The organism is Pseudomonas poae RE*1-1-14, from assembly GCF_000336465.1.
GTDB classification, from domain to species: Bacteria; Pseudomonadota; Gammaproteobacteria; order Pseudomonadales; family Pseudomonadaceae; genus Aquipseudomonas; species Aquipseudomonas poae.
Map to the genome: position 1 here is coordinate 5,227,110 of NC_020209.1, position 13,670 is coordinate 5,240,779.

Annotated in this window: 7 protein-coding genes and 1 pseudogene; 7 read left to right on the plus strand and 1 reads right to left on the minus strand. The window is 62.2% G+C overall.

Annotated elements, in window-relative coordinates; translation table 11 throughout:
• Window positions 1-114 precede the first annotated feature (114 nt).
• The 7 genes and pseudogenes from H045_RS22945 to hemE all read left to right on the plus strand — a co-directional run.
• A pseudogene (locus H045_RS22945) lies at window positions 115-1,371 on the plus strand (type IV pilus secretin PilQ); the annotation flags it as partial.
• 4 nt (window positions 1,372-1,375) lie between these two features.
• Window positions 1,376-1,894 (plus strand): shikimate kinase AroK, encoded by a 519-nt coding sequence (gene aroK, locus H045_RS22950; RefSeq protein ID WP_003237314.1) that lies wholly within the window; start codon window positions 1,376-1,378, stop codon window positions 1,892-1,894.
• A 114-nt stretch (window positions 1,895-2,008) separates the two neighbouring features.
• Window positions 2,009-3,109 carry a 3-dehydroquinate synthase gene (gene aroB / locus H045_RS22955; protein WP_003237313.1) on the plus strand — a complete coding sequence of 367 codons (1,101 nt, stop codon included), beginning with the start codon at window positions 2,009-2,011 and terminating at the stop codon, window positions 3,107-3,109.
• A gap of 10 nt (window positions 3,110-3,119) precedes the next feature.
• A complete protein-coding gene (locus H045_RS22960) occupies window positions 3,120-4,688 on the plus strand; it encodes an SPOR domain-containing protein (RefSeq protein ID WP_015373582.1) in 1,569 nt (522 codons plus the stop codon).
• A 349-nt stretch (window positions 4,689-5,037) separates the two neighbouring features.
• The gene (gltB, locus tag H045_RS22970) at window positions 5,038-9,483 is read left to right on the plus strand and encodes a glutamate synthase large subunit (protein ID WP_003237309.1); all 4,446 of its coding nucleotides are present in this window, start codon (window positions 5,038-5,040) and stop codon (window positions 9,481-9,483) included.
• 32 nt (window positions 9,484-9,515) lie between these two features.
• On the plus strand, window positions 9,516-10,934 hold the full coding sequence (locus H045_RS22975; protein WP_015373583.1) for an FAD-dependent oxidoreductase: 1,419 nt from the start codon (window positions 9,516-9,518) through the stop codon (window positions 10,932-10,934).
• A gap of 238 nt (window positions 10,935-11,172) precedes the next feature.
• On the plus strand, window positions 11,173-12,240 hold the full coding sequence (gene hemE / locus H045_RS22980; protein ID WP_015373584.1) for a uroporphyrinogen decarboxylase: 1,068 nt from the start codon (window positions 11,173-11,175) through the stop codon (window positions 12,238-12,240).
• 44 nt (window positions 12,241-12,284) lie between these two features.
• Here the strand turns inward: hemE and H045_RS22985 are convergent, their stop codons facing one another.
• Window positions 12,285-13,559 carry an MFS transporter gene (locus tag H045_RS22985; protein WP_003237303.1) on the minus strand — a complete coding sequence of 425 codons (1,275 nt, stop codon included), beginning with the start codon at window positions 13,557-13,559 and terminating at the stop codon, window positions 12,285-12,287.
• Window positions 13,560-13,670: the final 111 nt, after the last annotated feature.

A 13,670-nucleotide genomic window follows, 5' to 3' on the forward strand; every position in this document is an offset into this window, starting at 1 on the left:
TTCTCGTCCTTCGGTGTGGCGCTATGGATAGCGTTCACGGCACCGATGGCTGCCGCTGTGCCCAATCGTGTGGACCTGATCCAGTTGCCGCCACCCGGCGGCGCAGGGGCGGGCGCCTATACCGGCGACACACTGGACCTCAATTTCCAGAACATCGACCTGCGCGCCGCGTTGCAGCAGATCGCCGACGTGGCAGGCCTCAATCTGGTTGCCAGTGACGAGGTGCAAGGCTCGGTCACCCTGCGCCTGAAGAATGTGCCCTGGGACCAGGCGCTGGACCTCGTGCTGCAAAGCAAGGGCCTGGACAAGCGGGTGAAAGCCGGCGTGCTGCTGGTGGCGCCCGCTGACGAGCTGGCCGCGCGCGAACTGCTGACCCTGGAGGCGCGGCGGCAGATGGCCGACCTGGCGCCGTTGCGCCGCGAACTGTTGCAGGTCAATTACGCCAAGGCGGCCGACCTGGCCAAGCTGTTCCAGTCGGTGAACGGCCTCGAGGGCACCATCGATGAACGCGGTTCGGTGGCCGTTGATGACCGCACCAACAACATCATTGCCTACCAGACCGGTGAACGGCTCGAAGAGCTGCGGCGCATCGTGGCGCAGCTGGACATTCCGGTGCGCCAGGTGATGATCGAGGCGCGGATCGTCGAGGCCAATGTCGACTATGACAAAAGCCTGGGCGTACGTTGGGGTGGCCGGCTCAGCCGCGGTAACTGGGGCGCGGGAGGTCTCTCGAAATCCCTGGCCGAAGGCGCGAAGCCACCGGAAAACCCGACCGCCTCACCCTTCGTCGACCTCGGCTCGCTCGCCGGCGCGTCGGGGCTGGGCGTCGCCTTTATCACCGATAATTTCCTGCTGGACCTGGAACTGAGCGCCATGGAAAAAACCGGCAATGGCGAAATCGTCTCCCAGCCCAAGGTGGTCACGTCCGACAAGGAGACCGCGCGCATCCTCAAGGGCACCGAAATTCCTTATCAGGAGTCCAGCTCCAGCGGCGCCACCTCGGTGTCGTTCAAGGAGGCTTCGCTGTCGCTGGAAGTCACTCCACAGATCACCCCCGACGACCGCGTGATCATGGAGGTGAAAGTCACCAAGGATGAGCCCGATTATTTGAACAAACTCAACGACGTGCCGCCGATCAAGAAAAACGAGGTCAACGCCAAGGTGCTGGTCCGGGACGGCGAGACCATCGTCATCGGTGGGGTTTTCTCCAATACCCAGAGCAAAGTGGTAGATAAAGTGCCATTTTTGGGCGATGTGCCGTATCTTGGCCGCCTTTTCCGGCGTGATGTGCTGGCGGAGAAAAAATCCGAGCTGCTGGTGTTCTTGACTCCGCGTATCATGAATAACCAGGCGATTGCTGTGAGTCGTTGATTCTGTGCGAAATTTGATTCTTGTAGGGCCGATGGGGGCTGGAAAAAGCACCATCGGCCGTTTGCTGGCCAAAGAGCTGCGCCTGCCGTTCAAAGATTCCGACAAGGAAATTGAATTGCGCACGGGCGCCAATATCCCATGGATCTTCGACAAGGAAGGCGAACTGGGCTTTCGCGACCGCGAGCAGGCGATGATTGCCGAGTTGTGCGAGTGCGACGGCGTGGTATTGGCCACCGGTGGTGGCGCGGTGATGCGTGACGAGAATCGTCGAGCACTGCATGCCGGTGGTCGGGTTGTTTATCTGCATGCGTCGGTCGAGCAGCAGGTGGGCCGCACCGCCCGTGACCGCAATCGCCCCTTGTTGCGCACGGCCAACCCGGAAAAAACCCTGCGCGACCTGCTTACCCTGCGCGATCCGCTGTATCGGGAAATTGCCGATCTGGTGGTGCAAACCGATGAACGGCCGCCGCGGATGGTGGTGGTCGAGATTCTTGAACGCCTGCATCGGCTGCCGCCCCGTTAAAGCCTGGCCCGAAATGCGCTATTCTCGGCGGCGCGTCATCACCTCGGGGTGTGGCGTAGAGCCATCAGGCAGCGGACGTTGCCGGCCGTCAATCCATCTCTCACGCGGGGACACATGCAGACACTTAAGGTCGATTTAGGCGAGCGCAGCTACCCGATCCATATTGGCGAAGGTCTGCTGGACCAGCCCGACTTGCTCACGCCGCACATTGCCGGGCGGCAGGTGGCGATCATCTCCAATGAAACGGTCGCGCCGCTGTATCTTGAACGTCTGAGCCGCAGCCTTTCGGCGTACTCGGTGATTTCCGTGGTGCTGCCCGATGGCGAAGCCCACAAGAACTGGGAAACCCTGCAACTGATCTTTGATGGTTTGCTGTCTGCGCGGCATGACCGCCGTACCACCGTGGTCGCCCTTGGCGGCGGCGTGATTGGCGACATGGCCGGCTTCGCGGCCGCCTGCTACCAGCGTGGCGTGGATTTTATCCAGGTGCCGACTACCTTGCTGTCTCAGGTTGATTCGTCGGTGGGCGGCAAGACCGGTATCAACCATCCGCTGGGCAAGAACATGGTCGGCGCCTTTTACCAGCCGCAGGCCGTGCTGATCGACACCACGACGCTCAATACCTTGCCGCCGCGCGAGCTGTCGGCTGGGCTGGCGGAAGTCATCAAGTACGGGTTGATCTGTGACGAACCGTTCCTGACCTGGCTGGAAGAACATGTGGATGCCCTGCGCGCCCTTGATCAGGTGGCGCTCACCGAAGCCATTTCGCGCTCCTGCGCGGCCAAGGCGCTGGTGGTGAATGCCGATGAAAGAGAGTCCGGCGTGCGCGCCACCCTCAATCTGGGCCACACATTCGGCCATGCGATCGAAACGCACATGGGCTATGGTGTGTGGTTGCACGGGGAGGCTGTCGCGGCGGGCACCGTAATGGCGCTGGAGATGTCCCAGCGCCTGGGCTGGATCAGCGCCCAGGAGCGTGATCGTGGTATCCGCCTGTTGCAACGTGCCGGTTTGCCGGTGATTCCCCCCGCGCAGATGACCGAGGCGGACTTCCTCGAACATATGGCGGTAGACAAGAAAGTGATCGACGGTCGACTTCGACTGGTGCTGCTGCGCCGCATGGGCGAAGCGGTGGTGACCGACGATTATCCGAAAGAGATTTTACAGGCCACGCTGGGAGCGGATTACCGCGCCCTGGCCCAGCTTAAAGGTTAATAAGATCGCGATGACTAGTTTGCACGCCGACGAGGCGTTCCTCGGCCACTACCAGTTGAGCCACGACCCCTTTGCTCCACGGGTGCCTGGTTTCAAATTCTTCCCGGCCCAGCGCAAGCCGGTGCTGGGTCAGTTGCATCACCTTGCGCGCTACAGCCAGCTGCTGCTGGTGGTGACGGGCCCGCTGGGCAGCGGCAAGACCTTGCTGCGCCAGGCGCTGGTCGCCAGCACCAACAAGCAGTCGGTGCAGAGCGTGGTGGTGTCGGCCCGTGGTGCCGGCGATGCGGCGGGCGTGTTGCGTCAGGTCGCCCAGGCACTGGACGTGGCCAATGCCGAGCCCAATGCCATCCTCAAGCAGGTGGTGCAGTTGGGCCTGACCGGTCAGGAAGTCTACCTGCTGGTGGACGACGCCGAGCAGCTCGACGAGTCCGCCCTGGAAGCGCTGCTGGCGCTGGCCGCCGGTACGCCGGAAGGCCGTCCGCACGTGTTCCTGTTTGGTGAATCGTCGTTGATCGCCGATCTGGAGCAGATCAGCGGCGAACAGGAGCTCTTCCACGTTATCGAGTTGCAGCCCTACGAAGAGGAAGAAACTCGCGAATACCTGGCCCAGCGCCTTGAGGGCGCAGGGGCGGGTATCGAACTTTTCACGGCAAATCAGATCTCTGATATTCACGAAAGCTCCGATGGCTGGCCTGGAAACATCAACCAGGTTGCCCGCGATGCGATGATCGAAGCCATGATTGCCAGCCGCTCCGCGGTCAAGCGTCCAAAGATGGGGTTCACTATGCCTAAGAAGCACGTATTGGCCATTTCCGCTGTTGTCGTGGTCGCCGTTGCCGCCGCCTGGCTGATCCCGGGTCGCAGCAAGACGCCGACCACGGCCGGCGCGCCAACGGAACAGGCGCAGTTGCCATTGGGCAAGCCCACACCGAACGTCGAGTTCGCCAATTCCGGGCAACCGACCAACCTGCCGATGGTCGGCCAGCCGGTCATGCGCGGTCCGCTCGCCGAGGAGGCCGGTGGTATCTCCGAAGGTGACGACGGCGTTCCTGTGGAAGGCTCCAGCGCCACTCCGCCGACCGTGACCACCACCGCGCCGCCTGCTGGCGTGCCGGCGGGCAAGCCTGCACCGGCACCTGCCGCAACCCCGACTCCGGCACCGACGGTCGCCACCGCCAAGCCTGCGCCGGTGACCAAGCCGGTCACGGCTGCACCCGCCGCCAAGCCTGCACCGACCGCCGCCGCCAAGCCGGCCGAAAAGCCAGCCACGGTCGCCAAGGCCGGCGCCGCTGGCAGTGGCTGGTACGCCAGCCAGCCCACCGGCAACTTCGTGGTGCAGATCCTGGGCACCAGCTCCGAAGCCAACGCCCAGGCGTTCGTGAAAGAGCAGGGCGGCGAGTACCGTTATTTCAAGAAAGTGCTCAACGGCAAGCCTCTCTACGTGATCACCTACGGCAACTTCGCCAGCCGCGCCGCAGCTGATTCCGCGATCAAAACCTTGCCAGCGAAGGTTCAGGCTGGTAAACCTTGGCCTCGCACCGTTGCCAGCGTTCAACAAGAACTGGCAACTGCTCGCTGAAGATCCGGCGGCCTTACCCAGGCCGCCCTCCCGGCACCTCAAAAAACTACAACAGCGTGCAGCCTTGAAGGCCGCGCGCTTTGTGGTGTCTGCGTCACGGTAGCTTTTGAGTCGTGGCAGTCAAAATTAAAAAAGTTTTGACTAGCACAGCATATCGCTTTAAACCTTTCATAAATGCGACATAGATTTGCGACATTTCGTCGCTAAATTTGTGAGCGTCTGTGTCGGTGTGTACAATGACCTCCCTTTTGCCCCCGCTAAGCCGGCGTACGTTCGGCGTGGAGGGTAACCGGTTGAATTGAAAAGAAATTTGCCTCGGTATAAGAGGCAGCCTGGTGAGAAAGTGTCTATGAAAGCAGGTCTGTACCAACCCGATGAATTCAAGGATAACTGCGGTTTCGGCCTGATAGCCCACATGCAGGGCGAGCCCAGTCATACCCTTTTACAAACGGCCATCGAAGCCCTGACCTGCATGACCCACCGCGGTGGGATCAACGCCGACGGCAAGACCGGTGACGGTTGCGGCTTGCTGATTCAAAAGCCCGACCTGTTCCTGCGCGCTGTCGCCAAACAGCATTTTTCGGTCGACCTGCCCAAGCAATATGCCGTGGGCATGGTGTTTTTCAACCAGGACCCGGTCAAAGCCGAAGCCGCTCGCGAGAACATGAACCGCGAGATCCTGGCTGCCGGCCTGCAACTCGTTGGCTGGCGCAAAGTGCCCATCGACACCAGCGTGCTCGGCCGTCTGGCCCATGATCGCCTGCCGCTGATCGAGCAAGTGTTCATCGCAGGCGAAGGCCTGAGCGACCAGGACATGGCGATCAAACTGTTCACCTCCCGCCGTCGTTCCTCGGTGCTCAACGCCGCCGACGCCGATCACTACATCTGCAGCTTTTCCCACAAGACCATCATTTATAAAGGCCTGATGATGCCGGCGGACCTTACCGCCTTCTATCCGGACCTGAGCGATGAGCGCCTGCAAACCGCAATCTGCGTGTTCCACCAGCGCTTCTCCACCAACACCCTGCCGAAATGGCCGCTGGCCCAGCCATTCCGCTTCCTCGCCCACAACGGCGAGATCAACACCATCACCGGCAACCGCAACTGGGCCGTGGCTCGTCGCACCAAGTTCGCCAACGACCTGATGGACCTCGAAGAGCTAGGCCCGCTGGTCAACCGCGTGGGTTCCGACTCCTCCAGCATGGACAACATGCTCGAGCTGATGGTCACCGGCGGCATCGACCTGTTCCGTGGCGTGCGCATGATCATTCCGCCTGCGTGGCAGAACGTCGAAACCATGGACCCGGACCTGCGTGCGTTCTACGAGTACAACTCGATGCACATGGAACCGTGGGACGGCCCGGCCGGCGTGGTCATGACCGACGGCCGCTACGCGGTATGCCTGCTTGACCGCAACGGCCTGCGCCCGGCGCGTTGGGTGACCACCACCAACGGTTTCATCACCCTGGCCTCGGAAATCGGCGTGTGGGACTACAAGCCCGAAGACGTGATCGCCAAAGGCCGCGTAGGCCCTGGCCAGATCCTGGCCGTGGACACCGAAACCGGGCAGATCCTCGACACCGACGCCATCGACAACCGCTTGAAGTCGCGTCACCCGTACAAGCAATGGCTGCGCAAAAATGCCCTGCGTATCCAGGCGACCATGGAAGACAACGACCACGGTTCGGCTTTCTACGACGTCGACCAGCTCAAGCAGTACATGAAGATGTATCAGGTCACGTTCGAAGAGCGCGACCAGGTGCTGCGCCCGCTCGGCGAGCAGGGCTACGAGGCGGTCGGCTCCATGGGCGACGACACGCCGATGGCCGTGCTGTCCCAGCGTGTGCGCACGCCGTACGACTATTTCCGCCAGCAGTTCGCCCAGGTGACCAACCCGCCGATCGACCCGCTGCGCGAGGCCATCGTGATGTCCCTGGAAGTGTGCCTCGGTGCCGAGCGCAACATCTTCCAGGAATCGCCTGAGCACGCCTCCCGCGTCATCCTCAGCTCGCCGGTCATTTCCCCGGCCAAGTGGCGCTCGTTGATGACCCTGGAGCGTCCGGGCTTCGACCGCCAGATCATCGACCTGAACTACGACGAGAGCGTCGGCCTGGAAGCCGCCGTGCGCAACGTTGCTGATCAGGCCGAAGAAGCCGTGCGCGCCGGGCGTACCCAGATCGTGCTGACCGACCGCCACATCGCGCCGGGCAAGCTGCCGATCCACGCCTCCCTGGCCACCGGCGCGGTGCACCACCGCCTGACCGAGAAAGGCCTGCGCTGTGACTCCAACATCCTCGTGGAAACCGCCACCGCCCGCGACCCGCATCACTTCGCGGTGCTGATCGGCTTCGGCGCGTCGGCGGTGTACCCGTTCCTGGCCTACGAAGTGCTGGGCGACCTGATCCGTACCGGTGAAGTGCTGGGCGACCTCTATGAGGTGTTCAAGAACTACCGTAAAGGCATCACCAAAGGCCTGCTCAAGATCCTGTCGAAGATGGGCATCTCCACCGTCACGTCCTATCGCGGCGCGCAGCTGTTCGAAGCCATCGGCCTGTCCGAAGAAGTCTGCGAGTTGAGCTTCCGTGGCGTGCCGAGCCGCATCAAGGGCGCGCGTTTCGTCGATATCGAAGCCGAACAGAAAGCCCTGGCGTCGGAGGCCTGGAGCGCGCGCAAGCCGATCCAGCAAGGTGGTCTGCTCAAGTTCGTGCACGGTGGCGAATACCACGCCTACAACCCGGACGTGGTCAGCACCCTGCAAGCCGCCGTGCAGCAGGGCGACTACGCCAAGTTCAAGGCCTACACCGCGCTGGTGGATAACCGCCCGGTGTCGATGATCCGCGACCTGTTCAAGGTGAAGACCCTGGACACGCCGATGGACATCAGCGAAGTCGAGCCGCTGGAATCGATCCTCAAACGCTTCGACTCCGCCGGTATTTCCCTGGGCGCCTTGTCGCCCGAGGCTCACGAAGCCCTGGCCGAAGCCATGAACCGCCTGGGTGCGCGTTCCAACTCCGGCGAAGGCGGCGAAGACCCGGCGCGCTACGGCACGCTGAAAAGCTCGAAGATCAAGCAGGTCGCCACCGGCCGTTTCGGCGTGACCCCGGAATACCTGGTCAACGCCGAAGTGCTGCAGATCAAGGTGGCCCAGGGCGCCAAGCCGGGCGAGGGTGGGCAACTGCCGGGCGGCAAGGTCAACGGTCTGATCGCCAAGCTGCGTTACGCGGTGCCGGGCGTGACCCTGATTTCGCCGCCGCCGCACCACGACATCTATTCGATTGAAGACTTGTCGCAGCTGATTTTCGACTTGAAACAAGTCAACCCGCAGGCGCTGGTCTCGGTGAAACTGGTCGCGGAAGCCGGCGTCGGCACCATTGCCGCCGGTGTGGCCAAGGCCTATGCCGACCTGATCACCATCTCCGGTTATGACGGCGGCACCGGCGCTTCGCCGCTGACCTCCATCAAGTACGCCGGTGCACCGTGGGAACTGGGCCTGGCCGAAACCCACCAGACCCTGCGCGGCAACGACCTGCGCGGCAAGGTGCGGGTGCAGACCGACGGCGGCCTGAAAACCGGCCTCGACGTGATCAAGGCTGCGATCCTTGGCGCCGAGAGCTTCGGCTTCGGCACCGCGCCGATGATCGCCCTGGGCTGCAAATACCTGCGCATCTGCCACCTGAACAACTGCGCCACCGGTGTTGCCACGCAGAACGAGAAACTGCGCAAGGACCACTACATCGGCACCGTCGACATGGTGGTGAACTTCTTCACCTACGTCGCCGAAGAGACCCGCGAGTGGCTGGCCAAGCTGGGCGTACGCTCCCTGGAAGAGCTGATCGGGCGCACCGACCTGCTGGAAATCCTTCAGGGCCAGACCGCCAAGCAACAGCACCTGGACCTCACGCCGCTGTTGGGCAGCGATCACATCCCTGCCGACAAGCCGCAGTTCTGCGGCGTGGAGCGTAACCCGCCGTTCGACAAGGGCCTGTTGGCCGAGAAGATGGTCGATATGGCCGGCTCCTCGATCAATGACGCCAGCGGTGGCGAATTCGCTCTGGACATCTGCAACTGCGACCGTTCCATCGGCGCCCGCGTCTCCGGCGAAATTGCGCGCAGGCACGGCAATCAGGGCATGGCCAAAGCGCCGATCACGTTCCGCTTCAAGGGCACTGCCGGCCAGAGCTTCGGCGTGTGGAACGCCGGCGGCCTGCATATGTATCTGGAAGGCGACGCCAACGACTACGTGGGCAAGGGCATGACCGGCGGCAAGCTGGTGATCGTTCCGCCAATCGGCAGCGTCTACAAGTCGCAGGAAAGCGCGATCATCGGCAACACCTGCCTGTACGGCGCCACCGGTGGCAAGCTGTTCGCCGCCGGCACCGCCGGTGAACGTTTTGCCGTGCGTAACTCCGGCGCCCACACCGTGGTGGAAGGCACTGGCGATCACTGCTGCGAGTACATGACCGGGGGCTTTGTCGCGGTACTGGGCAAGACCGGTTACAACTTCGGTTCGGGCATGACCGGCGGTTTCGCCTACGTACTCGACCAGGACAACACCTTCGTCGACAAGGTCAACCACGAGTTGGTCGAGATCCAGCGCATCAGCGGCGAAGCCATGGAATCCTACCGCAACCACTTGCAGCACGTGCTGGACGAGTACGTCGAGGAGACTGGCAGCGAATGGGGTCGTAACCTCGCCGAAAACCTCGATGATTACCTGCGTCGTTTCTGGCTGGTCAAGCCCAAGGCTGCCAACCTGAAATCGTTGCTTTCCAGCATCCGTGCCAACCCGCAGTGATATGCGCCTGAAGAGTTTGATGAGGTTTTAACATGGCTGAACGTCTGAATAACGACTTCCAGTTCATCGATGTCGGGCGCAAAGATCCGAAGAAGAAACTGTTGCGTCAACGCAAGAAAGAGTTCGTGGAAATCTACGAACCCTTCAAGCCCCAGCACTCGGCCGATCAGGCCCACCGCTGCCTGGGGTGCGGTAACCCGTATTGCGAATGGAAGTGCCCGGTGCACAACTTCATTCCCAACTGGCTCAAGCTGGTGGCCGAGGGCAACATCCTCGCCGCCGCCGAGCTGTCGCACCAGACCAACACCCTGCCGGAAGTATGCGGCAGGGTTTGTCCCCAAGACCGTCTGTGTGAAGGTGCCTGCACCCTCAACGACGGCTTCGGTGCGGTAACCATCGGTTCGGTGGAGAAGTACATCACCGACACCGCGTTCGCCATGGGCTGGCGCCCGGACATGTCCAAGGTCAAGCCGACCGGTAAACGTGTCGCGATCATTGGTGCCGGCCCGGCGGGCCTGGGTTGCGCCGACGTGCTGGTGCGTGGCGGCGTGACCCCGGTGGTGTTCGACAAGAACCCGGAAATCGGCGGCCTGCTGACCTTCGGCATCCCCGAGTTCAAGCTGGAAAAGACCGTGCTGAGCCACCGTCGTGAAGTGTTCACCGGCATGGGTATCGAGTTTCGCCTCAATACCGAGATCGGCAAGGACATCACCATGGAGCAGTTGCTCGCCGAATACGACGCCGTGTTCATGGGCATGGGCACCTACACCTACATGAAGGGCGGCTTTGCCGGTGAGGACCTGCCGGGCGTGCATGATGCGCTCGACTTCCTGATCGCCAACGTCAACCGCAACCTGGGCTTTGAGAAGTCGCCGGAAGATTTCGTCGACATGAAAGGCAAGAAGGTCGTGGTGCTCGGCGGTGGTGACACCGCGATGGACTGCAACCGTACTTCGATCCGCCAGGGCGCCAAGTCGGTGACCTGCGCTTATCGCCGTGACGAAGCCAACATGCCCGGCTCGCGCAAAGAGGTGAAGAACGCCAAGGAAGAAGGCGTGAAATTCCTCTACAACCGCCAGCCGATTGCCATTGTCGGTGAAGACAAGGTGGAAGGCGTGAAGGTGGTCGAGACTCGTCTCGGCGAACCGGACGCCCGTGGCCGTCGCAGCCCCGAGCCGATTCCGGGTTCCGAAGAGATCATCCCGGCCGACGCCGTGGTCATCGCCTTCGGTTTCCGCCCAAGCCCGGCGCCGTGGTTCGAGCAGTTCACCATCCAGACCGACAGCCAGGGTCGCGTGGTGGCCCCGGAACAAGGTCAGTACAAGCACCAGACCAGCAACCCGAAGATCTTCGCCGGTGGCGACATGGTGCGCGGTTCTGACCTGGTAGTGACGGCGATCTTCGAAGGCCGTAACGCCGCCGAAGGCATCCTGGATTACCTTCAAGTTTGATTTGAAACACGGTCAACTGTGGGAGCTGGCTTGCCCGCGATAGCGATAGTGAATTCACCACCGCCATCGCAGGCAAGCCAGCTCCCACACAAACCCCATTCCAGATAGGGTTTGGTCGTGTCTGTCATACCGCAAGACACCGCGACAAATTGACCCGATAGACAAAAGGCACGGTGCATTCCGTGCCTTTTGCGTCGTGCTCTGAGAAAATGCCCGCACTTTTTTTGCGGATGCCGACATGACTGCCCTCAAGAACGACCGTTTCCTTCGTGCCCTGCTCAAGCAGCCCGTAGACGTCACGCCCGTGTGGATGATGCGTCAAGCCGGTCGTTACCTGCCGGAATACCGTGCCAGTCGTGCCCACGCCGGCGACTTCATGAGCCTGTGCATGAACCCGCAATTCGCCTGCGAAGTCACGATGCAGCCGCTGGACCGCTACCCGCAACTGGACGCGGCCATCCTCTTCTCCGATATCCTCACCATCCCCGACGCCATGGGCCAGGGCCTGTACTTCGAGACCGGCGAAGGCCCGCGCTTCAAGAAAGTGGTCAGCACCCTGGCCGACATCGAAGCCCTGCCGATTCCTGATCCGCACAAGGACCTCGGCTACGTGATGGATGCCGTCAGCACCATCCGCCGCGAGCTTAACGGCCGCGTGCCGCTGATCGGCTTCTCCGGCAGCCCCTGGACCCTGGCCACCTACATGGTCGAAGGCGGCTCGTCGAAAGACTTCCGCAAGACCAAGGCCATGCTCTACGACAACCCGCAGGCCATGCACCTGCTGCTGGACAAGCTGGCGCAGTCAGTCACGGCTTACCTCAACGGCCAGATCATGGCCGGCGCCCAGGCCGTGCAGATTTTCGACACCTGGGGCGGCAACCTTTCGGCGGCGGCGTATCAGGAATTCTCCCTGGCCTACATGCGCAAGATCGTCAGCGGCCTGATTCGCGAACATGAAGGCCGCAAAGTACCGGTCATTCTCTTCACCAAGGGCGGCGGCCTGTGGCTGGAAAGCATCGCCGACGCCGGTGCCGACGCCCTGGGCCTGGACTGGACCTGCGACATTGGCGAAGCCCGCCACCGCGTAGGCAACCGCGTCGCGCTGCAAGGCAACATGGACCCGACCGTTCTGTACGCCAACCCCGAGGCGATCCGCAGCGAAGTCGGCCGCATCCTGGCCAGCTACGGCAAGGGCACCGGGCATGTGTTCAACCTCGGCCATGGCATTACGCCGGAAGTGAACCCGGAGCACGCCGGCGCGTTCCTGCGGGCGGTGCATGAGCTGTCGGCGCAGTATCACGAGTAAAAACGCATTACAAAATGTGGGAGGGAGCAAGCCCCCCTCCCACATTAGGCTTTCAGGTTCCTCAGCGGCGCCAGCTTGGCCAGCCTCAGCGCCACCAGCAGCGCACCGATCAACAACGCCACGATAAACCCGCCAATCCCGTTCCAGCCGCCCAGGTGCCAGAAGAAGCCACCCGCCGTGCCGGCAATGCTTGACCCGGCGTAATAGCTGAACAGGTACAACGACGACGCTTGCCCCTTGGCCTTGACGGCGCGGCGGCCGATCCAGCTGCTGGCGACCGAGTGGGCGGCGAAGAAGCCGAAAGTGAAGATCAGCATGCCGGGCACGATCAGCCATAGCGGGCTGAACAGGGTCAGAACGAAGCCGGCCAGCATCAATACGATGGTGGCCCAGAGCACGCGGCGGCGGCCGAGGCGATCAGCCAGGGAGCCGATTTTCGCCGAGCTGTAGATGCCCGAGAGGTACACCAGCGACAGCAGGCCCACCACGGCCTGGCTCAAGTCATAGGGATCGGCCAGCAGCCGGTAGCCGATGTAGTTGAACAGCGTCACGAAGGCGCCCATCAGCAAAAAGGCCTCAAGAAACAACCACGGCAGGCCGGCGTCCCTGAAGTGCATGACAAAGCCGTTCATCAGGCTGCGCGGCTTGAGGCTGCTGGCGCGGAAGTTGCGCGATTCGGGGAGGATCTTCCAGAACACGGTCGCCGCGATCAGTGCCAGGGCGCCGATGATCAGCGTGGCGGCGTGCCAACTGACGAAATCGATCAGCACGCCCATGATCAGTCGCCCACTCATGCCGCCAATCGCGTTGCCGGCGATGTACAGGCCCATCGCCAAGCCGATGTGCTGCGGGTGAATCTCCTCACTGAGGTAAGTCATCGCCACGGCGGCCAGGCCGCTGAGGGACAGGCCGACCAGCGCACGCATCAGCAGGATGCCTTCCCAGCCTGGCATCAGGCCGCTGGCAATCGTCGCCAGGGCCGCGCAAAACAACGCCGCCACCATCACCGGTTTGCGCCCCAGCCGGTCAGATATCGGCCCGGTGATCAGCAAGCCGAACGCAAGCATTGCCGTGGACACCGACAGGATCAGGCTGCTCTGCGCGGCATTGATGGCGAATTCATGGGACAGCGCCGGCATCATCGGCTGCACGCAATACAACAAGGCAAACGTGGCAAAGCCACCGCAGAACAGCGCCAGCACCGTGCGCATGAACATCGGCGTGCCTTTTTCGATGAACGCGTCAGTGAGCTCGGCGACCACCTCATCCAAGGCGGTGGGCGGGACTTGCTGGGCGAACGGAGCGACGGCAGATTTCACGGGGACCTCGGTGGACAGACTGCCATGGGCGGCAATGCAAAAAAGAATATAGCGGGCTAATGATTCTTTCCAATATATTGTTCGACCTGTTTGATAGCTTCTGCGACTTAA

Excerpts from the sequence above, each read along its gene's own strand:
- aroB (WP_003237313.1), top strand. The coding sequence starts at position 2,009 with ATGCAGACACTTAAGGTCGATTTAGGCGAGCGCAGCTACCCGATCCAT.
- H045_RS22960 (WP_015373582.1), top strand. The coding sequence starts at position 3,120 with ATGACTAGTTTGCACGCCGACGAGGCGTTCCTCGGCCACTACCAGTTG.
- gltB (WP_003237309.1), top strand. The coding sequence starts at position 5,038 with ATGAAAGCAGGTCTGTACCAACCCGATGAATTCAAGGATAACTGCGGT.
- H045_RS22975 (WP_015373583.1), top strand. The coding sequence starts at position 9,516 with ATGGCTGAACGTCTGAATAACGACTTCCAGTTCATCGATGTCGGGCGC.
- hemE (WP_015373584.1), top strand. The coding sequence starts at position 11,173 with ATGACTGCCCTCAAGAACGACCGTTTCCTTCGTGCCCTGCTCAAGCAG.